The organism is Nocardia sp. NPDC056611, assembly GCF_042792755.1.
Taxonomy (GTDB): domain Bacteria; phylum Actinomycetota; class Actinomycetes; order Mycobacteriales; family Mycobacteriaceae; genus Nocardia.
This window is the reverse complement of the sequence record NZ_JBHTVV010000013.1, coordinates 70,406-92,284: the sequence shown is the minus strand read 5'-3', so window position 1 is coordinate 92,284 and position 21,879 is coordinate 70,406. Positions and strand designations below refer to the sequence as shown.

Sequence of the window (21,879 nt, the reverse complement as noted above, 5' to 3'; positions counted from 1 at the left end):
ATGCGTATCGGACTGTCGATACGCTAATTCTGTGGAGTTTCTGCAGGTAGGGGCCGTACTCGGCCCCCCAAAACCGAACTAAATGCCACCCGATTCCCGATCTGCTCCCAAAACCAGCGGATTTAGCATCTCCAGCTCAGCAGTGTTGTCCACCACCATCATCCGCTTCACACCGCCGTCGATGTAGTGCCGCTGCGCCATCGACTGTTTGCCATCGGTATGCCCCAGCTGAGCACTCGCCCGCTCATCATCCTTGGTAACAGCCGCCAGAAACGTCGCCACCGTGTCCCGCAGATCCGACAACCGAAACCCCGGTGCCGGACTGTCGCGGCGCACCCGGAACACCAACTGGCGTGCCGTCTGAACACTCACCCACGAGCCCGACCGCGCACTGGCAACGATCGGCACATCCTCCGATGCCGGGTTCGCGCGCTGCTTCTGCGCATCCAACTCCGCTACCAGCCACACGGGCAGCGCCACCCGATAAGGGTTGCCGGCCTTGCGATCTCCGTGCCGATGAACCTTGACTCCGGGATGCCACCGCACGGTCGCCCCGATGTGCAGAACCGTCCTCTTCGAACCGTCGTCGAGGGTGTGGACTTCGATATCACTCCAACGGACCGCCAGACCCTCGCCCGGACGCATGCCGGTACCCAGCAGCAGCAGATACAAGATCCGTAGATACGACGACTCGGACAGCGTCTTATCTATGTAGTCGAACATCGCGCACTGTGCGGCTCGGTCCATCGGCCGTGGAACCGGCGGAACCAGCCTGGGCTTCGGGATGTGCGGCATCGGGTTCGCGGCCGCGGTGATCGCACGCCCCTGGACCGCCAGGCGATACGCCTGACGCAACAGTGCGTGATGCTTCTCGGCGCGTGTCGGCGAGGTCTCGGCGACTTCGTCGAGATAGTCCATGAGGTCGGCGACATCCGCGGACTCGGCGATCGTGAGGTTCCCCAACTCGGTCTCGAGCTTGTACGCATCCGGGTTCGGGTTGTATCGCACCTTGTGGGTGGTCTCGTAGATCATCCGATAGTTGTTGTCGTAGCTGTCGGGCGACATGGTGCCGTCCGCGACGCGCTGTTTCCACTGCTTGTCGAGCTCGGCGAAGACCAGACTCATATTGTCATTGGGGGAGAACTGGACTCGCCGGCTGGTGCGGCGCCGCTTGGTGTTCTTGCGGTTGTTGATCTCGAAGCGCCGCATCCACTCGTCGATGCACTCATTCTTCGTCCGCCCGGTCGCGCTGGTGCGGACCTCCTCGCCGTTCAGTGCACGGTGCCGGACACGGTCCAGCTCCCAAGTGCCGTCTGTGCGCTTCGTCGGGATCAGCTTGGACTTCGGTGGCAGCTCGCCTGGTTCCAGGGCCATTGATCACGCCGCCAGCACGGTTTCGGCGGTGGCTTCCCATGCCTCGACGTCGGTGAGGTGGTAGCGCACTCGGTTGCCGAACTTGTGTAACTTCGGTCCTTTGCCCTGGCTCGCCCAGTTGCGAAGTGTCTTCTCGGCGAACCCTGTTCGGGTTGAGAGCTGGGCTCTGGTAAGCCAGACGACGGTGTTGTTGTGCATCCAGACCTCGCTTGCGAATGGGTTGATGTCCCGGAAGATCCCCGGCTTCCACAGAATACAGTGCAGTGGATGCAATGCAAGGCACTGTGCCGGATTGCTTTGGCTGTGGGTCATTGGGTGGTTCGGCGCGCCGCTGGGTCGCCATGGCGCCGCCCAGGCGCCGGCGCGGAGGGGTCGATCGCGTGTGGCTCCGAAGGCTCGGTCGAACGCGCAATTTCGCCCTGTTGCATTCCGGGTGGATCCCCCGGCGTGTCGGGGGAAGTAATTCAAAGCCCGGATCTATCGGATAGCCAATGCGTAGCTGATCGGGTAGATACATATCCGGGCTGGACTGTCTAGCCAAATGGAGTGAATGGCACAATTCGGCAGTCCCTGTTGAGGGAAGCCACTGGGGAGTGTGTGTACCTGGATGTGTCACTTCTTGCGTCTTTGACTCACGCCCCATGCCTTGGAAAGTGGATTCTGGGGACGTCGCCGGACCGGGTCGGGGCGTTTGCCGGCCGGATCACTTCCCGTGGCGTCCGGGGAATGGGGAGTGGTCGCTGCTGCGTGACGCGCGCGTAGTCCCGATGCTCTTGGGGGCGCGCCTTGATCGGCATCGTCGCTGCTCGTTCGTGGTTCGCGACTTCTCGGCGGGTGTCTGGTTCTGGGCTGGGAGTGTTTGCTGGGTGACGTCTCGGGCTTCGGGCGCTAGGATTCGAACATTAGTTCGATGAGCGAGTGGGGTGCGCATGCGAAAGCGGCTGGCGAGCGGTTGGGAACTTGGGGGCAATGCTGGATTCGGTGCGGGGTTGCCGCAGCCTTGGCCGTTGGTCGGCGCCGCATGCAGGCCATTGTTGCAACGTGTTCCACACGGGCCGATTGTGCAATTGTCTGGCACTCGGCGTCGCATCTACTGTCGCTACCGTTCGGTAATGGCAGGTGCGTGGCACGCCGGCAATTCTTCTCGTGCGGCTGCCGGGACGCGCCAAGTATTTGCTGACTGGATGCTGAAATTGTTACTCCAGCGAGCTTCGTTGACCCACACAACAGGTGTGGAACTTTTGAAGGAGTCATCTGGGACAAAATTCATGACGCATACTAGAGTCACCGGTATGCCACAACGACGAGGCGCAAATGGGTCAACCGACATTCGTTTGCGGCGCGTCTGCCATGGAGTAGGCCAGTCATCTATCGGGGGTTCGCTGGCCGGATACAAGGGTCGAAAGGATCAGCATTCGATGATCCTTGGTGGCCCAGGACACCGAGGTGACCGCTCCGTGGATGCGGACGAGCGGGTCACCCATGCGCACACTAGGAACACATAGGATGCCCGAGTATCAGAAGGTTCGTTATACCCACATTGACGACATCTCGGCTGAAGACCTACGTCTCGCGGGGATCACCGTCCATCAGCCGCAGGGGCTGACGTGCGTCTCGGAAGACCTCGAAGGGTTCTGGAAAGAGATTGGGCGGGTAGTCGTTTGGGCTGACCGGAACCGGATCGATGTCCATCCCTACATGCTTCTCGAGGATCACGAGCTCGGCTACCTGCGCGGTGCTGGGTGGCGAGCATGGATGCACCGCCCCGCCGGGCGCCGACCCGCACACTGGACGCGCCGGACACACCGTGTTCACGGCTTGTACTACGAATGCCATATCAGCATCGAGGCGTCCGCGGGCGACCGTGTTGTCCGAATGATCCAGGCGGCCCGCGGGTTCCGCGGCTGGCAGGATCAACAGTTCCAGCGGACCTACGACGCAACCGTCTAGGCCTGTAGGGCAGGGGAGTGGCGACTACGACCAGGGTCGCCACCCTGTCACTAGGTGTTGGTGTCGGGCATTGTCAAGTTCTGCGCGCGTTAGCGCCGGCCCGTTGCGCCTTGCCGTCCCCTGATTGTTTTCGGTGCCCGATCTGCTGGCGGCAGCTTTTCCTTGCCGGCGCCTGATGCGGTTTCGTTGGCGGCCACGGTCTCTCGCAACGATGTGAGCTCAGCGAGCCGGTCCTGGAGCAGCAAAAGCAACTGCTCATTGGACATCGATTCCGGTGCGAGTGGCGGTGCCACGTACATAAGTTCCTCTGCGGTGAGGAATCCCGCCCAAATGAGGGCCTCGCTGATGGGGCGGCCGAAGTAGAGGGCAACGGCCTTGACCTGCTTCCAGTCGGGCACGGTGCCCTTCGTCAGCCAATTGCCCGCGGTGCTGCGGGATACGCCGATGGCATCGGCGAGCTCGCTGTTCTTGACGCCTTGCACTGTCATGAGAGACGCGAGGTACTTGGACCACTCCGTCTCGTTTGTCGTCTGGGTCGACACCGGACACCCTTTCGTGTGCGGCCGGCCCCGCTCGGGGGCATTCTCTCTGGCGTCTCGATGGTATCGGGTGTTCATTGAGTTTTGACCAGTACATTGAACAGTTTCCCCTGGTTTGCCCACAGTTTCGGAACATTTCCGCTGGTCAAGTGACCCGTGTGAGGCTGGGGTTTCGTTCATTAAGTTCACCGCGCTGACGGTGTTGCGCTGGAGTCTTCTGCGCTGTACTGTGTGCAATGCAAGCAACAAGATTCACTGCACTGCACGACACTCTCTCTCTGGTGACTCTCTCTGAAGTTAGGTGCCCGCCCCCTCTGGCAAGAGGGCGAGCCGAACAGCCCAGCAACCCAAAGCGATGAAAGGCACTCGGCATGTCCACTCGACAGCCTATCCACGAACCCCCCGATGGCAACGCCATACACGGCGTCATCCACGTACTGATCTCATACGGCCTGCTCATCACACTCGGCTTCCTTCTCGGCGCGACCGCCTGGCTCCTCGACTGGAGCCTCACCGTGTGGAGCACCTGGTGACCAATCCCGCTCTCTACCGCGAGCTTCCTCCCACAATGCACGGCAGCCCCGAATGGCTCGAAGCCCGCCTCGCCGGCATCGGATCCTCCGAAGTATCAGCGCTTTTCGGACTCGTTGACTGGGACTCCGCGTGGACGGTGTGGCTGCGCAAGACCCGCCGCGTCCCCGCGGGCGCCGACCTCGACACCGAAACGATGTTCTGGGGCCGCGCCTTGGAGCCGATCATTCGGCGGGTTGCGTGCGAGCGACTCGGCCTCACCGTCGAAACCCCAGGAACGCTGCAATCGGTCATTCGCCCGTACATGCTGTACTCGCCCGATGGCTTGATGTCGGACGGTGGGCTGCTCGAATGCAAGAACACCGCCTGGTTCATGGCCGGCCGATGGACTGGGCAGATCCCCGACCACGCCGAACTGCAACTGCACCACGGCATGTACGTCACCGGAGCGACCCACGCCTACGCCGTGGGCCTCATAGGCGGCAACCGCCTCGAAGTCGTCCGCGTCGACCGCAACGAACGCCTCATCAACCTGGTCGTCGACCGATGCAACGAGTTCTGGCGCGGCCACGTCCTCGCCGACATCGAACCGCCGATCACCGGCACCACCGCCGACCGCGAATCCGTCGACGAACTCCATCCGCACGTCGGCGGAGACATGCACGTCACCCGGCAGCAGATCGACGCCCTGCACGCCGAGTACAAGCAGGCCCATCAAGCGGAGACCGACGCCGCCAAGCGGAAGGCCGTCGCCGGCAACCAGATCCGCGCACTGATGCGCGGCCACGATCGGCTCCTCGTCGGCGACAACGTGTGGGTCGCGCTGAAGAACGGCCGGTTCCGCACCAAAGACTTCCGCGACGCCGAACCCGAGCTGTACGCCGAATACCTCACCCTCGCCAGCCTCGACACCAGCGAACTGCGCGAAGAGCACCCCGACATCTACGCCCGCTACCAGGCGAAATCCCTTGACCTGAAAGAGGTGGCCTGATGGCCCGCAATCTCGTCGACCGCATCGAAACCACCCAGAACGCGCCCGCGAAGAAGGACGACCTGCGCGCGAACATCGAGAAGATGGAGCAGCAGTTCGCCATGGCCATGCCCCGCGGCATGGAGGCCGCGCAGCTGGTCCGCGACGCGATCACCTGCCTCAAGCAGAACCCGAAACTTGCCCAGTGCGAGCAGATGAGCGTCCTCGGCTCCTTGATGACCTGCGCACAGCTCGGCCTGCGACCCGGTGTTCTCGGGCATGCGTGGCTGCTTCCGTTCTGGGACGGCAAGTCCCGCGGATACAAGGCGCAGCTCGTCGTCGGCTACCAAGGGCTCGTCGAGCTCGCGCACCGCTCGGGCAAGGTCAGCTCCCTCATCGCCCGCACCGTCTACTCCAACGACGTCTTCGACGTCGACTACGGCCTCGAAGACCGCCTGATCCACAAGCCCAACCTCAAGGGCAGCCGCGGTGACATCGTCGCTTTCTACGCCATCGCGAAGTTCACCACCGGCGGGCACGCGTTCCTCGTCATGACCTACGACGAGATGATCGAGTACCGGCAGGCCAACGCGACCGCGAAGACCAAGGAAGGCAAAGTCTTCGGCCCCTGGGTCGACAACTTCGAAGGCATGGCCCACAAGACCTGCGTGCGCCAGCTGGCGAAATGGATGCCCAAGTCGACCGATCTCGCCCGCGCGATCGAGCACGACGAAGCGGTCCGTATCGACCTGTCGCCCGATGCCATCGATCACCCCGTGCACGTCGATCCCGACGTCATCGACGCCGAGACCTCGGATGCCACGGACGCGCCGGCGGACTACTACGCCGAAGTTCCGCCCGCGGACGACGGTGGAATGTTCCCGCCGGACGCGGGGGAGTGACGTAGTGCCGCCCTACGACAGAGGAACTGTCCCATTGGATTCCGACTATTGGGTCGCATTCCCCGAGGCAGGCAAGAAGGGCGGCGAGGGCGGCGACTGCTACGCGGTCGCCTTCTTCGACAACGAACTCGACGCCCTCCGCTACGTCAACCGCAACCACGGTTACCGGGCCGTCGCCATCAAGTCCGGGCAAACCATCCTCGCAGCCCTCAAGGACGTCAATGACTAGCTGGACCGAACTGCCACTCGCGTGCTTCGACCTGGAGACCAGCGGCGTCAACATCGGCGCCGACCGAATCGTCACCGCGTTCATCGGCCGAATCGACGGCCCGGACGTGACCCGCTCCCACTGGATCGCGAACCCCGGAATCCCCATCCCCGCCGAAGCGACCGAAATCCACGGTTACACAGACGAATACGTGCAGAAGCACGGCCGTCCGCACGCCGAGGTGGTTGCCGAGGTCGTGAGCGAGCTGTACCGAGTGTGGGATGAAGGCCGCATTGTTGCAGTCTTCAACGGCGCCTTCGACTTCTCCATGGTCGCCTCTCTTCACGCTGGGTTCGAGATCCGCGGCCCAATCGTGGACTGCTACGTCCTGGACCGCGAGTTCGACAAGTACCGCAAGGGCTCCCGGAAGCTGTCCGCCGTCGCGATCCACTACCGGGTCAGCCTCGACAACGCCCACGACGCCGAAGGCGACGCCGTTGCCGCGGCCCGCCTGGCTTGGCGGCTGGCGCGCATCTATCCCGAACTCGCCACCCTGACCGCCGACGAACTGATGGCCGCCCAAACCCATTGGTATCGCGAGCGCGCCTACAGCTTCATCGACTGGCTGCGCCGGAAAGGGGAGTCGTTCACCGACGTCCCGACCGAGTGGCCCCTCTACTCCCCGAAGGCCGAAGCAGCATGACTACCACCGAACCCTCCTACGCCGCGCGCCGACTCATTGCGGATGGCTACATCGACGCCACCCGCGCGACGGAACATCTCGCCACAGTCATGGACACAGGCTGGGTCACCACCCACCGACTCGCGCAGCACCTCAACTGGCCCTCCATGACGCTGCTGCGACTGCAGGCCGGCCGGTCACGGCTCATCAGCCCCGACCTCGAAAAGCGGCTCCTCGCAGTCGATCCGACCGAACTTCCCACACTATTCCCACGGCCCGAACCGCCGATCGCGGCACCAAACGCAGTCGTTCTGCAGCGCATCCTGGATGGCCGACAGGCCTGTGTGGACGCCAAAGACAAGCCGGTATACGCGCGTGGACTTCGTGCTCACGGCTGGGGCAAGAACCGCATCGGCAAGGTCCTCGGCATGTCCGGCACCAAGGTCAACAAGGCGCTGGAGGGCGGGCACTCATGACCAACTGGCTGGAAGGGCTTCCCACGAAACCGGGCCAGGCTGAAGAACCGGGTGCTCGATTCGCTCCCCGGCGCGTGGACCCCAACGTGCGTTCACGGCGGGTCACGGCGCCGAACACTCGCCTGTACCACAAGCGCCGCCTCATCCGGGCGCAACGGGGCATCGACGTCACCTCTGTACCGGTCGAGATGGTTCGCCCGCACGTCGAGAAGCTCCTCGGTTATGGCATGTCGCATTCGATGATCGCTGCCGCAGCTGGCTGCGGCTACGAAGCTGTTCGACGTGTCGCCGCTGGGGAGCGGACGTACCTTCAGCGCCGGACGGCTGACGGCATACTCAGCGTCTCGCACACCCCTCATCCGCTCCAGCGGTACGTCCTCGCGATCGGCGCCGTACGCCGTATCCAGGCTCTGCAGGCGATCGGCTGGGCTATACCCGAAATCGCCCACGCCATCGGCGAACGGGAATCAGTCATCCAGAAGGTTGGCGACTACCCCAAAACCACCTACGCCCGATGGCGACAGGTTGCCGATCTGTTCGAAAAACTCAGCGCCACACCAGGAACCAACCTGCGGACGCGGAACTGGGCGAAGAAGCACGGCTGGGCGCCGCCGCTGGCATGGGAAGGCGTCGACATCGACCACCCGGACCACGGACCAGTCATCGAAGAAGTCCCGACCGCGACTGCCATCGATGAAGTTCTCTTCCAACGGATCCTGCGTGGCGAACACCACGGCGAGGTGAAGGACCCTGAACGAACTGCGCTGTTGGACTACGCCGTCGACCACGGCTGGAGCGGACCCAAAGTCGCGCAGCACCTGAACATGAAGCTCGAAAGTGGCGACCGTGCGATCGTGCGCCACCGCAAAAAGCGCCGCGAGGCCGCCGCATGAGCACCCTCACCGAACGCAGCCGGCAACAGAAGCTGTACCTGTGGCGCCGCGCCAACGGCGTCGAGGTCTACACCGACCCAGCACCCGTCCGAGCCCACATCGAGACACTGATGGGCTGGGGAATGACATTGGAGATGATCCGCCAGGGAGCAGACTGTTCTGGACAAGCTGTCCGATTCATCGTCGACGGCACCTTCCCGCGCGTCAAAGCAGAACTCGCGCAACGCCTTCTGCAGGTCGATCACCGACCGGGCCCGAGCCAATGGTTCGCATTAGCTGTCGGTGCTCGCCGGCGCGTCGAAGCACTCAACACGATGGGTTGGCAGTCGCAGTACCTGGCTGAGCGGCTCGGTATCTATGACCGCGTCAAACTGCAGTCGATGATCAAGCAGCCGCGGATCCGCTACACCACCTGGCTCGCGATCAATGAACTGTACGAAGAGCTTTCAGCGTCCATCGGTCCCGGAAACAACACGATGGTGCGCGCCCGCAACCGCGGGCTCGCGTCCCCGCTGGCTTGGTACGACATCGACATCGATCATCCTGCGGCCATCCCCTCGCGTACCGCCCAGCGCAGCCACTGCAAAGACGGGCATGCGCTCAGCCCCGACAACATCCTCGTCAGCTCCACCGGCCATCAACAGTGCCGGGAATGTCACCGCATCCGCAACCGCGCCAGCCGACGCCGTGCCATGCCTGGTGACGTCGCAGAAGGTTCGCGAGGGTCGCAGGGGGCTCGAACACCCGATCTTGTTGTGTAGTATTGATTGCATCCAATACGATGGATGCAATCCCGTTTGGACCCTGAACGCAGTTCAGCCCCCCACTGCCACATGGGGGGCTGAACAAAGTCTCACGCATTCGCAGTGCGTGAACGCCGAACCATCAAAGCGATATTCGGCACCACGGCCCGTTGGAGGGGCCTCGACAATGATCGTACCAGTTGCGCATCGCCGCACGCATGCGACCGCGGACCGCATCGGAAAATCGCTCCGCGACACCGCCGTTCACAACATCCATACCACCGCCGGCGCCGTCGCGCGCGGGGACGGGGGAGCTGCATGAGCGTCCAGGCAACCGAATGGGTAGCGGCCAAGATTTCACCCGATCTCAAGGTCAAACTGGCTGCCAAGATGGTCCTCAACGCGTTCGCGCGCCGAGCCGACAAGACCGGCCGCGCGGCCTACCCGTCGCTGTCCACCATTGCGTGGGAGCTGGGCTGCACCGAACGCAACGTCGCCGACCACGTGAAAGCTCTCATCGACAAGGGCTTGCTGGTCGTGTCGCCCGACCAGTCGCCCGCCGCGGGCATCGCCGCCGAGTACCGCCCGGTCGTCTACGACCTGCCGATCTACCTTGTCCGTACCGATGAGAAGCCGGAGCGGCAGAAGCGCGGCCGTCGCCCTCAGGCTGTCGGATTAGACCTGAAGGATTCTTCCGTAACAGCCTCACTCTCGGGCGATTTGGGCATGAAGGATTCTTCCATTAGCCATGAAGAAAACTTCCCATTAGACCTGAAGAAAACTTCTTTTGGACCTGAAGAAAACTTCATACAAGTAGTCCTTGAAGAGTCCAATAAACAGTCCGTAGAACCTCTCCCTCACGTAAGTAACGCGAGCGCGGACGCGCCGAGCGGCAACGACCCCACCGAAGACCACGTCCACGCCCTCTGCACACGCCTCCACGAACGCGTACTCGCCAACGGCCTCACCGCCGACCCGCCGGCCATCACCCGGCAGTGGGAACTCGCCGCCCGCGCCCTCATTCAGCTCGACGGCCGGGACCCCAACAAAGTCCTCAACCTCATCGACTGGTGCCAAGCCGACGACTTCTGGCGCGCCCAGATCCTCGACATGCCCACCTTCCGCCGCAAATACACCACCCTCCACGCCAAAGCCACCGCGCAATGGCAGACCCGAAAAGCCGCGTCCGCCAACAACATCCCCCTCGCGGACCAGCGATTCCACGACCTCATCGCGCAAGGCGAACGGCTCCGCAAACTCGCCGCCACCCAAAATCCCACCCCCACACCGGCGCTCACCCGCCAAGGGTTCTTCGCGCCCCTGCGTCAACTCGAAGCCGACCCCCACACCTGGGAGACCCCCGCAGCATGAGCACCGAGTACTACATCACCACCGCCACCACCGTGTTCGCCTACATCCGCAGCCGAATCCTCTGGTTCCCCGTCCCCGGCGACACCACCATCCTCGCCTGGGCCACCGACTTCGAAGAATCCCGACTCACCCACGAAGACCTCCTCGCCGGCACCAAACGCGCCTACCAAGCCGCCGAAGACGAATTCCGGCCCACCCCCAACAGCATCATCCGAGCCGCCCGTCAAGCCCGGTCGCAGCAACTCACAGACCTCCCCAAGCCGCAACGCGACCTCATGAACGAAGCCAACTACACCCTCCAGGACATGGACTTCACGCCCAACCAGGCCGCGCGAATCGCCCAAGCCTGGGCGCTCGACCAAGGCTCACCCGTCCCCATGTCCGCCGAGCAGTACGCCGACTTCCTCGGCCGTATGGAAGCGAAGAAACGTGACCTCGCCGACCGGCAGCCGCGTGAACTCGAATCCATCTGGAACGTCATGCGCACCTGGGACCCCACCACCGAAGAAGGCCGCGAACCGCGACGCGCGTTCCGCCGCACCACCACTGACGACCAGGACACCGCAGCATGAACCGCGCCGACACCCACCGCGTCCTCACCGCCGTCGCCGAATACGACCAACGCGCCATCGACGCCGACACCATCACCCAATGGCACACCGCCATCGGCCACCTCGACACCGCAGTCGCCCTTGAAGCCGTCTCCATCCACCACAAGACCAGCACCTGGGCCATCACACCCGCCGCGGTCATCGACCTCGCCAACCAAATCGCCACCCGGACAACGACACAACGCCCTGCACGCCGAGCAGTCGGACCCGCCTACCAAATCGGCGGCGCCCTGAACTACGACTGCGCCCACTGCGGAGCGCCCGCCGGCAACTACTGCATCAGCGCCACCGGACAAGAAGCCTTCGCGCCCTGCGTAATCCGCATAACCGGCACAAAAACGCAGGTCGCGTAGCCCAAAACCCTCTTAATGAAAAGGATTGTCAATTGGTAGCGACGCAGTCCCATCCGACCGCCCCTGTATTCAGCGACCGCGCATCCGATCCCGGAATGCCCGGATTGCCGCCCAGCGTTGCCGTGGAGCGATCTTCGAGCGACTTCCGTGCATCGGCATCAGTTCGCCCGAATCGAAAGCCTGTGCGGGCTCTCCTCGGCGACGCCGCCTTCGACATCATGGTGAACTCCGACCTCCGCGACGAATCAGCGACCGGCCCGCACTTCGACGTGTTGCGGCGCAAGGAGAATCGCGTCCGCTGGCTGCGGGCGCTCGTGGAGATCCGGTCCGGCATCGAGACGCAGAACGCGTACGACAACGCCGCCCTGCAGGCGCATCCGGGTCGAACGTCGGACGGCAAACCTTCGAAGGCGTACGTGGAGGCGAAGAACGAGATGGGGGAGCGCAAGCGGGCGCGGGCGACGGTGATGGCGAAGGTGACCGCGCGGATCGCGGAAGCGCGGGATCTGATCGGATCCGACCCGTTGGGGGTCGATACCCTCGGCGGCCTCGCGCTGCTGCTCGCCGAGATCGAGCTGAAGCTGCGCAACGGGCAGGCCGACGAAGCGCGTTCGAAGATCGCGTGGGTCATGCAGCAGATCGAGGGTGCGGCGGAGGTGGCGGCATGACGAAAGCCACGGAAGCACCTCGCACCGCCACGCATCGGCCGGCTACTCGTCAGCGCCGATTCCGCCACGATGAACTTGTTGCCGTGGACCTGTTCTCCGGGTTCGGTGGCCTCACCCGCGGTATCGAGATGGCCGGGTTCACGACGATCATGGCCGCGAACCACAACGCCTACAAGGTCGACGTGCACGAGGCGAACCATCCGCATGCCGAGCATTGGATCGCCGACCTGGTCGACCCCGAATCGTCGGACTACCACTCCGCGCGCGACCTGCCCGCGGGGGACCTCCTAGTCGCCGGCGTCTCCTGCGTGAATCATTCGCAGGCGAACACGTTGAAGGCGTACGAGCAGGGCTTGTCGCTGTTTGATCTCGATGACCCGGATTTCGATGCGCGCGTGACCCGTTCGGAGAAGGACCGTGCGACCGCGAACTGCGTGCTCCACTACGCGGATCAGCATCGGCCGCGGATGATTCTGGTCGAGTGCACCACCGAGCTCGTGTCGTGGGGTCCCGCGATCCCGGGCAAGCCGAAGGTGGGCGACGGATCCACGTATCGGTGGTGGCTCAAGCAGTTCGACAACCTGGGGTACCGGTGGAAGGAGTTGCGGCTCAACTCGATGTTCTTCGGTGTCCCACAGTCCCGGGACCGCCTCTACATTGTGTTCTGGGACCGCAAACTCCCCGCCCCGGACCTCGACCACTGCCCGCTGTCGTGGTGCGCGCACTGCGACCAGGCCGTGGAAGCCGTCTGGTCGTGGAAAACCGGTGTGCCACCGACAGGTTCAGTGCGGTACGGCAAGCAGTACAACTACCGGTGTGCACGCTGCCGCCACTCGGTCATCCCGCCGATGACACCGTCGCTGAACGCCCTCGACCTCACCACGCTCGGGACCCGCATCGGGGACCGAAAGAAGCCGCTGGCGCCCGCGACCATGGCGCGCGCGGAACGCTGCCGGCAACGGTTCGCTGACTTCCCGGCGGTTCTCATGCCGGCGAAGAGCGCGCACGGGTCGGAGCGGCATCCGTGGCAGCCCATGGCAACCCAAACCAGCCAGCAGGAGACCGGACTCCTCACCGCGGGTGCGGTGTTCGCGGCGCACCGGCACAACGGGGATGGCAAGAACTTCAGTCAGCCCATGGATACCGTCACCTCGACCCACGAGCTCGCGATGCTGTTCGCCGCGGTCAACAATTTCCAAGGCGCGCCTCGCAGTGTGACGGCGCCGCTGCCGACCCAGCCCGGATCGGAGACCCTCGGGTTGATGACCGGCATCATCCCGTTCCGTAAGAACACCCTCCCCGCGGTCCACGCCGAACCGATGCCGACCGTCACCTCCGAACAGATCCCCGGGCTACTCACGGCGGAATGGGCTGCGGCGCTGGCTGATCTGCCGTTGGAGGACTGCCACTTTCGGATGCTCGGCCCTCACGAGGTTGGCCGCGGCTGCGGCTTCGACACTGACTTCCCTGGGCACCGAGGCGAGTTCATCGTGTGGGGTTCGGCGCGCGACCAGGTCGACGGATTCGGCAACGCAGTGTCGCCCGCGGTCGGCGCTTGGATCGGGGCGCGCTTGCGCGCTGTGCTGCATGCCGCGGACACGACGAAGACCGAATCCGCCGCGTGATTCGCCGAAGCGGTCCGCTATCCTGCGAACCGGCTGATGGTGGGCCGCTTCACGAGTAGGCGAGGGAGACCGGTGGCTACTGATCAGAATCCGATCGTGTTCAAGCAGCGCAATATCGAAGAGGCAGCTGGGAAGGTGATCGGCGACGAGAGCTTCTTTCCTGAAATCGGCAGTCGATCGACCGAAGAGCTGCGAAAGATGCTCACACTCCTCGACAAGCTTCTGATGGAGCAGGCCGAACTGATACGTGCACCAGGCGGCGCCGGGCAAGAGGGCATCATCTGGCCGGACCCGAGCACCCCAGTCTCACTTGGTGATCTGAATGCTCACCTTACTCAGGCACGGCGCAGGGTTGTCGACGCGCTTGTCGAGAGGCAGCAGCAAGAGCAGATCGCGCAGATCCGGGACGTGGTCGACTTGAAGGTTGACGACCCAGTGGTGCGCAGTGAGGTTCTGGCCGTGGTATCTCGTACCGAAGCGGAGCGAGCCGATCTGGTCAAGCAACTGCACGAGATCGAAGTCCAGCGAGCTGTACGGCTAGCCGACCAACAGGTGAACAAGACCAAATGGGAGAACCGGAAGGCCATCCTCGAGCGTGAGCCGGCAGCCGTCCTGATAGGCGGCGTACTACTGCTGATCCTCGCGCTCGCTCTCGTGATTGCGATGTTCACGCGCACGACCCCACTGGAGGTCGTGTCGAGCGCTTTCCTACTCATTCTCGGCTTCTTCTTCGGCCAAAACTCAAGCGGGAAGGGCAAATCCGGAGAGTAGCGGCCGGCCGTCAACTACGATCGGCGGCGGCCTCCTTTCGTTCGGTTGGTCGGTCTGACCGGCGGGGTTCCGACTTAGTGGCTCCGGCCTCGCCCCGCCGGTCGTCGTCCGCTCCAGCTAGGCAACCGCCCAAGCATTAGCCTTCCGCCTCGAAGCGTATACGCAGTTGCGTATACTGACCTGGTGCGAGAGCCTGCCTATGTCTCGATCGCCAGCGAGTACACGCAGCTGATCCGCTCCGGAGCGCTGCCGGCGGGTACCCAGCTACCGAGTCTCTCTGAGATGGCTGCTGCCAACAGTGTTTCGGACATCGTCGTCCGCAGGGCGATCAAGCTCCTACAGGGCCAAGGTCTGGTCCGGTCGATTGAGCGCCGCGGAACTTTCGTCGCGGACAGGCCGAACCTGGTTCGGGTTTCCCCTGACCGTCAAATCGACAGCCCTGCAACGGTGTTCGGTCACGCGCCGGATGACGACGTTCGGATCGAACGCGACTCGAAGCGCATCCCGGCGCCCGAGGCACTGGCTGAAGCGTTCAGGATCGCCGCGGGTGACGAGATCACCCACACCGTCACTCGCGCCAGCGAGAACGGGAAGCCCATCTCAATCTCGGACTCCTTCCAGCCCCGCAGCATCGATGACACAAGGGCCGCGGCGTTCCTCGAGGAGACAATCGCTGACCGTCTGCCAGTGGAGGCCCACGCCGCCTGGCTCGCCACCCCACCTGGGGAGCTGGTGAAGACAGTCCATCAGCGGTTCCTGGATCCAGAGGGGCGAGCACTCATGATCTCGGACGTGTCCTACCCGCTGAACCGGTACGACGCATTCGTGTTCCGCATGGCACTAACCGGCATCGGCCAACCCGAAGCGGGCAGGTGAGGTCAGGCGACGCCGATTAGCTGTGCCTGTGCTGACGGATCGTGCCAGACCGAGCAGTCGGCGTTCATGAAAGCTGCTGCTGCGCACTAGGGTCCCCGGCGTGAGAACCCTTCGAGTGCTGATCGTGCTGGCGGCTCTACTGGCATCAGCGGCCTGCACCTCTGCGGACGAGAAGTCCCAGGCTGTGTCAAGCGGCACAACGACACGAGCGGCCACAACCACATCCGCCAAGCCTGCGAGTGCGCCGGGCAATCGGATCTACGACTTCAAGGACAACCCGAGCGCTGCGGGAGCGTTCGTCGCGCAACTGCAAAACCAGTACGCGCCAAAGGTGAGCGAGGATGCAGAGCTTGCTGTTCATCGGGGCGGTGAAATCTGCTCCGCTCTCGACAAAGGTGTTACCGCTGATCAACTGGTGGGCAAATGGACGCCGATGCTCACCGATCGAGGGGCACGCCTCTACATAAGCGCGGCCGTCGACAATCTGTGTCAAGACAACAAGTCGAAGGTCTCGTTCGGCTAGTACCTGGAGCGAAGCTGTCCGTGCTGCTCATTCTCGGCTTGACTCGCTCTCGAGAATGAGCGCGTGCAGCAACTCCACTACATCATCACCGTGCAATGGTCGACCAGCCAGAACAACACTTCGACCATGTCGGGTGTCGTTCCCGTCAACGGGCGCACGCGCGAGCAGCTGTATGCCTACATCTTCGGGCAGGTAAACACCCAGAACGGGGCGCCGCCGGCGCGCACGAGCGTCCTGTTCTTCTCGCTCGAACCGAACAACCTGGCCGCCAGCAGTGGAGCAGCCGCGGCATGACCGAGCCGCACGTCTACCGCATGGCCGACCACAACACGTGGGGCAACCGGATCGGCTGGTTCCGGATCCCAGACTCCAACGGCCGTGGCACCATCCACGGTTGGCTCCAGCGCCGGCCAAAACCCGGTGACCGCATCATCTGCCCGATGCAGTCCGGCAAGGACGCGATCTTCGAAGTCCAGGCCGAAGGCAACAGCTACCCGTTCGATCCGCCGGACCAGTTCTTCGTGAGCGTCGCGTTCGTTGGCAATGCTCCCAAGGAAGACAGCACGTCCCGGACCTCGGTGAAGCGGTCGGAGGCGCGCATTGCCAGCACGCAGGGGTGTGGATGTCCGACAAACGAGTACGGCGATATCCGGTGCCACTGCTGTGGCGAGTGCGTGAACGCCCAGTGCTGGAAGTGCGGCACGAAGCGAGGCGACGGGGATTGCCCCAACCCGATCGACATCGAGGCAGGAACAGCAGCATGAGCACCAGGGCGTGCTGGTGCGGTCGGCCCTTCCACGAGGACCTGGTGGACGGCTGCGTCGGCGAGGTATTCCTGCGCGCCATGTTCGGTCCCCCATCCGCCGCGGCGCTCATCTCGATGGCCGTCACGGCATACGGAGACCTGGTATCCATGTCACTCGAAGGCGACGAGTGGGCGACGGCGTTTATCCGAGAGAACCCGATACCCGAGCCATCCATCGGACTGGACCAGGCCATGCTGAGCGCCGCAGGCATGGACGTGTCTGCCGATGACATTCGGGCACTGCGAGATTGGTACTGGCCTGACCGATCGGAGTGGGCTGTCGTTGGGGGCGGATCGGAGTCATGACCGAACGTGATCTGAGGGCCCCAATCCTGGTCACGTCGGGAGACCCGGAGCTCGCATTGGTCGACAGATGGGGAGCACCTTCACTTGCCCAAGCGTTCGACATGTTGATTCGCTCATGGGACCGCATGGCGCGGATGACGGAGGATCAAAACCCATGAGTCCGCTCGCGAAGATCCGTCGACTGATCGGCGGTGGCCGACGTGAGGGCGGCGCGATCAAAGGCCCCACCATGTCTGACGATTCGGTGCCCGTCCTGCTCAGCCCTGGCTACTACAGCCTCGATGGCGGCGAGACGTGGCACGAGACCGAGGCGCGAGGATCAAAACCCATGAGCGTCCAGGATCTACTGGTCATGCGGTCGCCGCGGTGGTGGCACATCGACCCCGCCTCTCAGATCGAGGCGCGCATCCCCGCCGCCCCCGAAGAGTGGGAGTTGGCCAGGGAATCGCGGCGGGTGGTGGAGTCGCGACCGTCTGTGATCGAGGTCCGCGGCTACCGGCTTGATCGCGGCAAGGTCCGCATCTATGGGCCATGGCACACGGTGCCTTTGCAGAGTGAACCGGGCGGTGCCTTCATGATCCAGCGCGTGGTCAACGGGCAGCTGCTGACCTACGTGCGCGCGTCGGAATCCGTGCTGCCGCCGGTCGGGATCTGGACGCCGGCAGATCCCACCGAGTCGCCAGGATCAAACCCCTGAGCGGATCAGTTCCGCTTATTCGTACCGAGATCCTGTCACGAAATCGGCTCTACCAGTACTAATGCCGATCCAGTCTTGAACGTGTGCACACTCTCCGAGTCTGGCTTGACTTTGTCTCGAGAATAGCCGTGTGACTGACCCAGCCGGCGCTCCCGAATCCGAGATCCTCGTTGAATCCGCTGGGTTCCACGCTGCCCTCGAAGCGCTGATGATGGACGACCCGCACCCCAAGGGTTACATCTCGAACTCGCCTGCGGCTCGCCTGGATCGAGCCCTGTACGCGTACGAGTGGGCGCGCCGCGAATACCCGCTGGAGAACCTCCCAGACGGGCGCTGGAGCCAGATGCTCCCGAAGCCTGGTCTCGCGCGTGAAGCCGTGCTCGCGAAGGAAGCCCGCGATGAATGACCGCGAGCACGCCAAACAGGTCGAATCACTCAACGCCGCAGGCATGGTGCGCTGGCTGCACGAACGCTCTGGGCTCACTTGGACGCAACTTGGACGCGCATTCGGCGTCTCGCAGCGTGCTGTTCACGGCTGGGCGAACTACGGACGAATGTCGCCCAGCAATGCCGACACCCTCAAACGTCTCACAGCGATCGTGCGCGACATGCAGCCGTGCACGCCCGAAGAAGCACGAGATGCACTGCTGTCCAGCTGGATCGACCAGTTTCGCAGCGAACATTCCAGCGGCTCAGGCGACATCTCCGGAGCCACACACCCACCGGACTACTACCTCGGCGCGATACATGGCGACGTGAGCCAGTAACCGAGCGTTCCCTCCGGCCCGAACCTCACACAGGAGAACCACTCTCGTGCTTCAGATTCAGCCTATGCCCGACACCTACGCTGACCCATACAGCACTGGCTGGGCGCGCGCCATCCTCCTCGGCCTCCAGCACAAACACGTCTACATGGGCACCGTCCCCGACAACGAGATCCTGCGCCGGCGTGTGAAGAACCGTGCCGCCCGCAAGGCACGCAAGATCAATCGTGTCCGGCGGGCCGCATGAGCACGACGCGTGAACTGCACAGCGTTGTCGCACGCGCCGTCGAGCTGACGCCCACAACAATCCTCATCGACGGCGAGTCACTACCTTGGCCGCTCTCCCCGGATTGGTCAATCACATACCGGCCTCACGCGATCAACAAGCGCACGTGGCTGCTGTCTTTCGCTGTGCTCGTCGGAACCGTCAGTGGCATCCCCGATCACCCAACGCTCGACGGGCACCCGATCCCATGGACGCTCGCGAGTCCAGGCGTACTGGTTGATCGCTTCAAATCCGACGTCCACAGAGTGACCATGACCGTCCTTGTCCACACCAGCATCGGTGAGACCGAATGACCCGAAAGCTCCTCTCCGAGATCCCGTTCAACACGGTCACCGGCCACATGGAAGCCTTCCCGAGTCCGCAATCCGAATGGCGTGCGAACGAATCCTTCGACGCCAGCCTGCGCATCGTCGGGACCGTGCGCGGTCAGTCCGCGGCGCGCTACGTCGCTGAGGACATCGAAACCGGTCGCCAGTACCCGATGTTCATGACCGAGATGCTCGCCATCATCCAGACCGCGACCATCGACCGCGGCGTGATCGCCGGCACCTGGATTGGGTGCAAACGCGGCGCGAACTACGGCATCCGCCTCGAATCACAGGAGCAGGCCGCGTGAGCGACAACGACATTCGCACAGTCTCTACGCTCGACGAGTGGCTCGAACTCACCCCTCTCTCGCGCATGGAGCAGCGGGTTTGGGCATCTGGCGAACTCGCTGACGACGTGCGCGAGCGCCTCAGCGGTACCAGCCACGACTCCACCTGGGTGAACTTCGGATTCGACATCAGCACCCTTCGCTACATCATCAGCTTCAACTGTGGACAGCCCGAGGGTGCTGTCAGCGATGTTGCGATGGCGATGAACACCGTGGATGACATCGAACCCGTGCGTGCATGGCTCGGAAACCGTGAACCTGACCCGGAACTCATCAGGCACCTTCCTGTGCCGGAACCGATCACCAAGACGCTCGCCGAAGCGTTGGCCGACGCCATCAAGATTGGTGGCCGAAACCTCTGGGAAGCAGTCCAATTCGGGATCTGCCCGGAGCGGGGTGCGTGGAGCGAATGCTCCGCTGCGCGCCCGCCCGCCGGCATGTACGCGCTGTGGGAGCAAGCTATAGACCTCGTCTACCCGCTCATCGGCGTGGACGAAGCGCAGTTCGAACACGACTACGACCGGTATTACGCGTATCGGTGCTTCCCCGACCTCGAGGCGTGGTGGGACCGCGACCCTGACGAAGTGATGGCGGTGTTGCGCCAAGCGGCGGTCCTGGCCGAGCGGCTCGAGAGCGACAGCCAGGTGGACGTCGCGTGACCGAGAAGACAGTGTCGATCTTCGATGAGTGGCTCGCCTTCGCGGATTGCCGAATCAGTCCGCAAGCGGACGCAATCGGTCAACTCGCAGAACAGATCCGCGCCCGATTCGGTGCCGGCAAGCATGCCCGCGCCACCTTCTGCGAGGAGTACGGCGACTACAACCGCCTTGAACTCGTCATCGGATGCGGCGGCGACGAGAAGCGGTTCGATCTCGACGACTTCGAGCGCAGTGACTACTTCGACTGGCTGGACGAACCACGCCGCCGAGCCGAAGCGGCGAAGTTGCGTGCTGTGGAAAAGGAGGTCGCGCGATTGCGCGCTGAGGTGGGCGAGCGTGCGCAGATCGACTCGATCGTCGGCGCCCTCGACGCGGTTGAAGCCGAAGGCTACTCGTGTGACCACGACTGGCACGACAAGGTCATGAACCGGCTAGGAGTGAAGAACAAGTGACCGACGTCTGTCTGTCCCGCCACGTCGACGGCATGAGCCACTCGTGGCGGTTCGACGGGGACAACCCGATCATCATCTGCGCGTTCTGCGATGAGATGAGAGATGCAGTGTCAGGGAATGTGCTTCGACCCAGCAGCACTGTGATGGACAACTACCCCGGGATCAAGGATCCGACCTCGCGTGATCGGCTCGGCCTGGCGCTCGCCGAGCAGCAGGTCAATCTGATCGTCAGCCTGCGAGAGATTCGCGAAGCCCGCGGCCTCACCGTCGACCAGGTCGCCGTGACCATGGGTCTTTCACCGTTCCTCGTGATCCAGCTTGAGGCCGCGGGCACGAACCCGACCATGTCGGCGATCCGCGCGTACGCGAAAGCTGTTGGCGCTTACTTCGAGTTCACTGTGACCGCCTGGGAGGACGCGTGAACGCAGACGAGATCCGCGCCAAGGCGATCGAGCGGGTTGCGCGCTCCGAGTACGAGCGGTGGGCGCGGAATTGTGGGAAGGACTGGACATTCGACGGCTGCGACTGGCCGCTCCGGAACGCACTTCTCGATCAGGCGACGCACGTGGTCGACGCCCTCGGCGACATGCTGCCGACCGGAGCGCAGGAACGAGGCGGTCACGAGGTGTGGAACTGGCAAGGGGAGACCACTCGCCGAATTCCGAGAGAGCGCCTGTGGACTCACGACTGGCAGACCATCGAAAGCGACGCCGCTTGACCCGACACCTCTACCTCGGCGGCCTGCCAGGCTTGCGCGCCGGCGACCTGTTCGAACCGCGGCATCGGCGCCGTCGCAACCGGGCCACCCTGCACGCAGACCGTGTCTTCGCGACCCCGGACCCCCTGTACGCCAAACGCTACGCGTCCACCTGGAACGGTGACCTGTACCGCGTCGAACTCGTGGGGGAGTGGCAGCCGTCGAGCGAGGATCCGATCGAGTCATTCCACGCGCCCGCGGCGCGCATCACTGAAGTCGTCTCTCGCGGTGTTGAACTCAGCCGGCACGAACGACGGCATCTAGCCATGAGATGGGATGCTGCTTGTTGACTTGTTCAGTAAACCGCCGTGTTCGGTGCGGGTCGGAACCCTGGAATTGCCCGAACAGTGAGTGCGGGTTCGCGCGGCAGCGGGCCTACATCGAAAGCGTCCCTGGCGCGATCGACACGATCAACCAGATCCGGCGCGAGCT

At 63.6% G+C, this 21,879-nt stretch carries 33 protein-coding genes; 30 read left to right on the top strand and 3 right to left on the bottom strand.

The features are described 5' to 3' along the window. Window positions 1–78: 78 nt before the first annotated feature. Together ACFRAQ_RS36345 and ACFRAQ_RS36340 are read right to left on the bottom strand one after the other, a co-directional pair. Window positions 79–1,374, bottom strand: a complete 1,296-nt coding sequence (locus ACFRAQ_RS36345; RefSeq protein WP_379107629.1) for a hypothetical protein — start codon at window positions 1,372–1,374, stop codon at window positions 79–81. 3 nt (window positions 1,375–1,377) lie between these two features. Beyond that, window positions 1,378–1,686 (bottom strand): helix-turn-helix transcriptional regulator, encoded by a 309-nt coding sequence (locus ACFRAQ_RS36340; protein ID WP_379107628.1) that lies wholly within the window; start codon window positions 1,684–1,686, stop codon window positions 1,378–1,380. A 1,194-nt stretch (window positions 1,687–2,880) separates the two neighbouring features. Between ACFRAQ_RS36340 and ACFRAQ_RS36335 the strand changes: the two genes are divergently transcribed. Continuing rightward, the gene (locus ACFRAQ_RS36335; RefSeq protein ID WP_379107627.1) at window positions 2,881–3,324 is read left to right on the top strand and encodes a hypothetical protein; all 444 of its coding nucleotides are present in this window, start codon (window positions 2,881–2,883) and stop codon (window positions 3,322–3,324) included. Window positions 3,325–3,413: 89 nt separating this feature from the next. Here ACFRAQ_RS36335 and ACFRAQ_RS36330 read toward each other — a convergent pair whose 3' ends face one another. Beyond that, window positions 3,414–3,866, bottom strand: a complete 453-nt coding sequence (locus ACFRAQ_RS36330) for a helix-turn-helix domain-containing protein (RefSeq protein WP_379107625.1) — start codon at window positions 3,864–3,866, stop codon at window positions 3,414–3,416. A gap of 368 nt (window positions 3,867–4,234) precedes the next feature. Between ACFRAQ_RS36330 and ACFRAQ_RS36325 the strand changes: the two genes are divergently transcribed. The 29 genes from ACFRAQ_RS36325 to ACFRAQ_RS36185 all read left to right on the top strand — a co-directional run bounded on the left by ACFRAQ_RS36325 (window position 4,235) and on the right by ACFRAQ_RS36185 (window position 21,408). Beyond that, entirely contained in the window at window positions 4,235–4,396 is a 162-nt protein-coding gene (locus ACFRAQ_RS36325) for a hypothetical protein (protein ID WP_379107623.1), read from the top strand. Next, window positions 4,393–5,385: a YqaJ viral recombinase family protein gene (locus tag ACFRAQ_RS36320; RefSeq protein WP_379107621.1), complete on the top strand. Its 993-nt coding sequence runs from the start codon at window positions 4,393–4,395 to the stop codon at window positions 5,383–5,385. The genes ACFRAQ_RS36325 and ACFRAQ_RS36320 overlap by 4 nt, the downstream gene beginning before the upstream one ends. Next, the gene (gene recT / locus ACFRAQ_RS36315; protein WP_379107619.1) at window positions 5,385–6,266 is read left to right on the top strand and encodes a recombination protein RecT; all 882 of its coding nucleotides are present in this window, start codon (window positions 5,385–5,387) and stop codon (window positions 6,264–6,266) included. Before ACFRAQ_RS36320 ends, recT begins: the two co-directional genes overlap by 1 nt. 34 nt (window positions 6,267–6,300) lie before the next feature. Continuing rightward, window positions 6,301–6,495 carry a hypothetical protein gene (locus ACFRAQ_RS36310; RefSeq protein WP_379107617.1) on the top strand — a complete coding sequence of 65 codons (195 nt, stop codon included), beginning with the start codon at window positions 6,301–6,303 and terminating at the stop codon, window positions 6,493–6,495. Continuing rightward, a complete protein-coding gene (locus ACFRAQ_RS36305) occupies window positions 6,488–7,177 on the top strand; it encodes an exonuclease domain-containing protein (RefSeq protein ID WP_379107615.1) in 690 nt (229 codons plus the stop codon). Before ACFRAQ_RS36310 ends, ACFRAQ_RS36305 begins: the two co-directional genes overlap by 8 nt. Beyond that, window positions 7,174–7,632, top strand: coding sequence for a hypothetical protein (locus ACFRAQ_RS36300; protein WP_379107614.1), 459 nt, complete (start codon window positions 7,174–7,176; stop codon window positions 7,630–7,632). Before ACFRAQ_RS36305 ends, ACFRAQ_RS36300 begins: the two co-directional genes overlap by 4 nt. Next, window positions 7,629–8,525, top strand: coding sequence for a hypothetical protein (locus ACFRAQ_RS36295; RefSeq protein ID WP_379107613.1), 897 nt, complete (start codon window positions 7,629–7,631; stop codon window positions 8,523–8,525). The genes ACFRAQ_RS36300 and ACFRAQ_RS36295 overlap by 4 nt, the downstream gene beginning before the upstream one ends. Beyond that, entirely contained in the window at window positions 8,522–9,286 is a 765-nt protein-coding gene (locus ACFRAQ_RS36290; RefSeq protein ID WP_379107612.1) for a hypothetical protein, read from the top strand. Before ACFRAQ_RS36295 ends, ACFRAQ_RS36290 begins: the two co-directional genes overlap by 4 nt. A 300-nt stretch (window positions 9,287–9,586) precedes the next feature. After that, a complete protein-coding gene (locus ACFRAQ_RS36285) occupies window positions 9,587–10,639 on the top strand; it encodes a helix-turn-helix domain-containing protein (RefSeq protein ID WP_379107611.1) in 1,053 nt (350 codons plus the stop codon). Beyond that, window positions 10,636–11,211 (top strand): hypothetical protein, encoded by a 576-nt coding sequence (locus ACFRAQ_RS36280; RefSeq protein ID WP_379107609.1) that lies wholly within the window; start codon window positions 10,636–10,638, stop codon window positions 11,209–11,211. Before ACFRAQ_RS36285 ends, ACFRAQ_RS36280 begins: the two co-directional genes overlap by 4 nt. Next, a complete protein-coding gene (locus ACFRAQ_RS36275; RefSeq protein ID WP_379107608.1) occupies window positions 11,208–11,603 on the top strand; it encodes a hypothetical protein in 396 nt (131 codons plus the stop codon). Before ACFRAQ_RS36280 ends, ACFRAQ_RS36275 begins: the two co-directional genes overlap by 4 nt. A gap of 182 nt (window positions 11,604–11,785) precedes the next feature. Next, entirely contained in the window at window positions 11,786–12,271 is a 486-nt protein-coding gene (locus ACFRAQ_RS36270) for a hypothetical protein (protein ID WP_379107607.1), read from the top strand. Then, window positions 12,268–13,896, top strand: coding sequence for a DNA cytosine methyltransferase (locus ACFRAQ_RS36265; RefSeq protein WP_379107606.1), 1,629 nt, complete (start codon window positions 12,268–12,270; stop codon window positions 13,894–13,896). Before ACFRAQ_RS36270 ends, ACFRAQ_RS36265 begins: the two co-directional genes overlap by 4 nt. A gap of 96 nt (window positions 13,897–13,992) precedes the next feature. After that, complete coding sequence (locus tag ACFRAQ_RS36260) at window positions 13,993–14,667, top strand: hypothetical protein (protein ID WP_379107605.1); 675 nt, start codon at window positions 13,993–13,995, stop codon at window positions 14,665–14,667. 183 nt (window positions 14,668–14,850) lie between these two features. Beyond that, window positions 14,851–15,543, top strand: a complete 693-nt coding sequence (locus ACFRAQ_RS36255) for a GntR family transcriptional regulator (protein WP_379107604.1) — start codon at window positions 14,851–14,853, stop codon at window positions 15,541–15,543. A 115-nt stretch (window positions 15,544–15,658) separates the two neighbouring features. Then, window positions 15,659–16,066 (top strand): DUF732 domain-containing protein, encoded by a 408-nt coding sequence (locus ACFRAQ_RS36250; protein ID WP_379107603.1) that lies wholly within the window; start codon window positions 15,659–15,661, stop codon window positions 16,064–16,066. Window positions 16,067–16,129: 63 nt separating this feature from the next. Further along, window positions 16,130–16,360 carry a hypothetical protein gene (locus ACFRAQ_RS36245; protein ID WP_379107602.1) on the top strand — a complete coding sequence of 77 codons (231 nt, stop codon included), beginning with the start codon at window positions 16,130–16,132 and terminating at the stop codon, window positions 16,358–16,360. Beyond that, entirely contained in the window at window positions 16,357–16,830 is a 474-nt protein-coding gene (locus ACFRAQ_RS36240; protein WP_379107601.1) for a hypothetical protein, read from the top strand. The genes ACFRAQ_RS36245 and ACFRAQ_RS36240 overlap by 4 nt, the downstream gene beginning before the upstream one ends. Further along, window positions 16,827–17,177 (top strand): hypothetical protein, encoded by a 351-nt coding sequence (locus ACFRAQ_RS36235; RefSeq protein WP_379107600.1) that lies wholly within the window; start codon window positions 16,827–16,829, stop codon window positions 17,175–17,177. Before ACFRAQ_RS36240 ends, ACFRAQ_RS36235 begins: the two co-directional genes overlap by 4 nt. A 154-nt stretch (window positions 17,178–17,331) precedes the next feature. Next, a complete protein-coding gene (locus ACFRAQ_RS36230; RefSeq protein ID WP_379107599.1) occupies window positions 17,332–17,874 on the top strand; it encodes a hypothetical protein in 543 nt (180 codons plus the stop codon). Window positions 17,875–18,004: 130 nt separating this feature from the next. Continuing rightward, complete coding sequence (locus ACFRAQ_RS36225; protein WP_379107598.1) at window positions 18,005–18,280, top strand: hypothetical protein; 276 nt, start codon at window positions 18,005–18,007, stop codon at window positions 18,278–18,280. Next, window positions 18,273–18,641 carry a helix-turn-helix domain-containing protein gene (locus ACFRAQ_RS36220; RefSeq protein WP_379107597.1) on the top strand — a complete coding sequence of 123 codons (369 nt, stop codon included), beginning with the start codon at window positions 18,273–18,275 and terminating at the stop codon, window positions 18,639–18,641. Before ACFRAQ_RS36225 ends, ACFRAQ_RS36220 begins: the two co-directional genes overlap by 8 nt. Before the next feature lie 64 nt (window positions 18,642–18,705). Next, the gene (locus ACFRAQ_RS36215; protein WP_379107595.1) at window positions 18,706–18,885 is read left to right on the top strand and encodes a hypothetical protein; all 180 of its coding nucleotides are present in this window, start codon (window positions 18,706–18,708) and stop codon (window positions 18,883–18,885) included. Further along, on the top strand, window positions 18,882–19,217 hold the full coding sequence (locus ACFRAQ_RS36210; RefSeq protein ID WP_379107594.1) for a hypothetical protein: 336 nt from the start codon (window positions 18,882–18,884) through the stop codon (window positions 19,215–19,217). Before ACFRAQ_RS36215 ends, ACFRAQ_RS36210 begins: the two co-directional genes overlap by 4 nt. Further along, window positions 19,214–19,540 (top strand): hypothetical protein, encoded by a 327-nt coding sequence (locus tag ACFRAQ_RS36205; protein WP_379107593.1) that lies wholly within the window; start codon window positions 19,214–19,216, stop codon window positions 19,538–19,540. Before ACFRAQ_RS36210 ends, ACFRAQ_RS36205 begins: the two co-directional genes overlap by 4 nt. After that, a complete protein-coding gene (locus tag ACFRAQ_RS36200; RefSeq protein ID WP_379107592.1) occupies window positions 19,537–20,238 on the top strand; it encodes a hypothetical protein in 702 nt (233 codons plus the stop codon). Before ACFRAQ_RS36205 ends, ACFRAQ_RS36200 begins: the two co-directional genes overlap by 4 nt. After that, the gene (locus ACFRAQ_RS36195; protein WP_379107591.1) at window positions 20,235–20,690 is read left to right on the top strand and encodes a hypothetical protein; all 456 of its coding nucleotides are present in this window, start codon (window positions 20,235–20,237) and stop codon (window positions 20,688–20,690) included. Before ACFRAQ_RS36200 ends, ACFRAQ_RS36195 begins: the two co-directional genes overlap by 4 nt. Continuing rightward, window positions 20,687–21,112, top strand: coding sequence for a helix-turn-helix domain-containing protein (locus tag ACFRAQ_RS36190; RefSeq protein WP_379107590.1), 426 nt, complete (start codon window positions 20,687–20,689; stop codon window positions 21,110–21,112). Before ACFRAQ_RS36195 ends, ACFRAQ_RS36190 begins: the two co-directional genes overlap by 4 nt. Further along, window positions 21,109–21,408: a hypothetical protein gene (locus ACFRAQ_RS36185; RefSeq protein WP_379107589.1), complete on the top strand. Its 300-nt coding sequence runs from the start codon at window positions 21,109–21,111 to the stop codon at window positions 21,406–21,408. Before ACFRAQ_RS36190 ends, ACFRAQ_RS36185 begins: the two co-directional genes overlap by 4 nt. Window positions 21,409–21,879 lie beyond the last annotated feature (471 nt).

What these genes read in the sequence shown, in the direction of transcription:
- ACFRAQ_RS36210 (WP_379107594.1), top strand. Translation starts at nt 18,882, where the DNA reads ATGAGCACGACGCGTGAACTGCACAGCGTTGTCGCACGCGCCGTCGAG.
- ACFRAQ_RS36305 (WP_379107615.1), top strand. Translation starts at nt 6,488, where the DNA reads ATGACTAGCTGGACCGAACTGCCACTCGCGTGCTTCGACCTGGAGACC.
- ACFRAQ_RS36345 (WP_379107629.1), bottom strand. Translation starts at nt 1,374, where the DNA reads ATGGCCCTGGAACCAGGCGAGCTGCCACCGAAGTCCAAGCTGATCCCG.
- ACFRAQ_RS36335 (WP_379107627.1), top strand. Translation starts at nt 2,881, where the DNA reads ATGCCCGAGTATCAGAAGGTTCGTTATACCCACATTGACGACATCTCG.
- ACFRAQ_RS36300 (WP_379107614.1), top strand. Translation starts at nt 7,174, where the DNA reads ATGACTACCACCGAACCCTCCTACGCCGCGCGCCGACTCATTGCGGAT.
- ACFRAQ_RS36285 (WP_379107611.1), top strand. Translation starts at nt 9,587, where the DNA reads ATGAGCGTCCAGGCAACCGAATGGGTAGCGGCCAAGATTTCACCCGAT.
- recT (WP_379107619.1), top strand. Translation starts at nt 5,385, where the DNA reads ATGGCCCGCAATCTCGTCGACCGCATCGAAACCACCCAGAACGCGCCC.
- ACFRAQ_RS36290 (WP_379107612.1), top strand. Translation starts at nt 8,522, where the DNA reads ATGAGCACCCTCACCGAACGCAGCCGGCAACAGAAGCTGTACCTGTGG.
- ACFRAQ_RS36235 (WP_379107600.1), top strand. Translation starts at nt 16,827, where the DNA reads ATGAGCACCAGGGCGTGCTGGTGCGGTCGGCCCTTCCACGAGGACCTG.
- ACFRAQ_RS36230 (WP_379107599.1), top strand. Translation starts at nt 17,332, where the DNA reads ATGAGTCCGCTCGCGAAGATCCGTCGACTGATCGGCGGTGGCCGACGT.
- ACFRAQ_RS36265 (WP_379107606.1), top strand. Translation starts at nt 12,268, where the DNA reads ATGACGAAAGCCACGGAAGCACCTCGCACCGCCACGCATCGGCCGGCT.
- ACFRAQ_RS36295 (WP_379107613.1), top strand. Translation starts at nt 7,629, where the DNA reads ATGACCAACTGGCTGGAAGGGCTTCCCACGAAACCGGGCCAGGCTGAA.
- ACFRAQ_RS36325 (WP_379107623.1), top strand. Translation starts at nt 4,235, where the DNA reads ATGTCCACTCGACAGCCTATCCACGAACCCCCCGATGGCAACGCCATA.
- ACFRAQ_RS36215 (WP_379107595.1), top strand. Translation starts at nt 18,706, where the DNA reads ATGCCCGACACCTACGCTGACCCATACAGCACTGGCTGGGCGCGCGCC.
- ACFRAQ_RS36275 (WP_379107608.1), top strand. Translation starts at nt 11,208, where the DNA reads ATGAACCGCGCCGACACCCACCGCGTCCTCACCGCCGTCGCCGAATAC.
- ACFRAQ_RS36240 (WP_379107601.1), top strand. Translation starts at nt 16,357, where the DNA reads ATGACCGAGCCGCACGTCTACCGCATGGCCGACCACAACACGTGGGGC.
- ACFRAQ_RS36205 (WP_379107593.1), top strand. Translation starts at nt 19,214, where the DNA reads ATGACCCGAAAGCTCCTCTCCGAGATCCCGTTCAACACGGTCACCGGC.
- ACFRAQ_RS36280 (WP_379107609.1), top strand. Translation starts at nt 10,636, where the DNA reads ATGAGCACCGAGTACTACATCACCACCGCCACCACCGTGTTCGCCTAC.
- ACFRAQ_RS36340 (WP_379107628.1), bottom strand. Translation starts at nt 1,686, where the DNA reads ATGACCCACAGCCAAAGCAATCCGGCACAGTGCCTTGCATTGCATCCA.
- ACFRAQ_RS36220 (WP_379107597.1), top strand. Translation starts at nt 18,273, where the DNA reads ATGAATGACCGCGAGCACGCCAAACAGGTCGAATCACTCAACGCCGCA.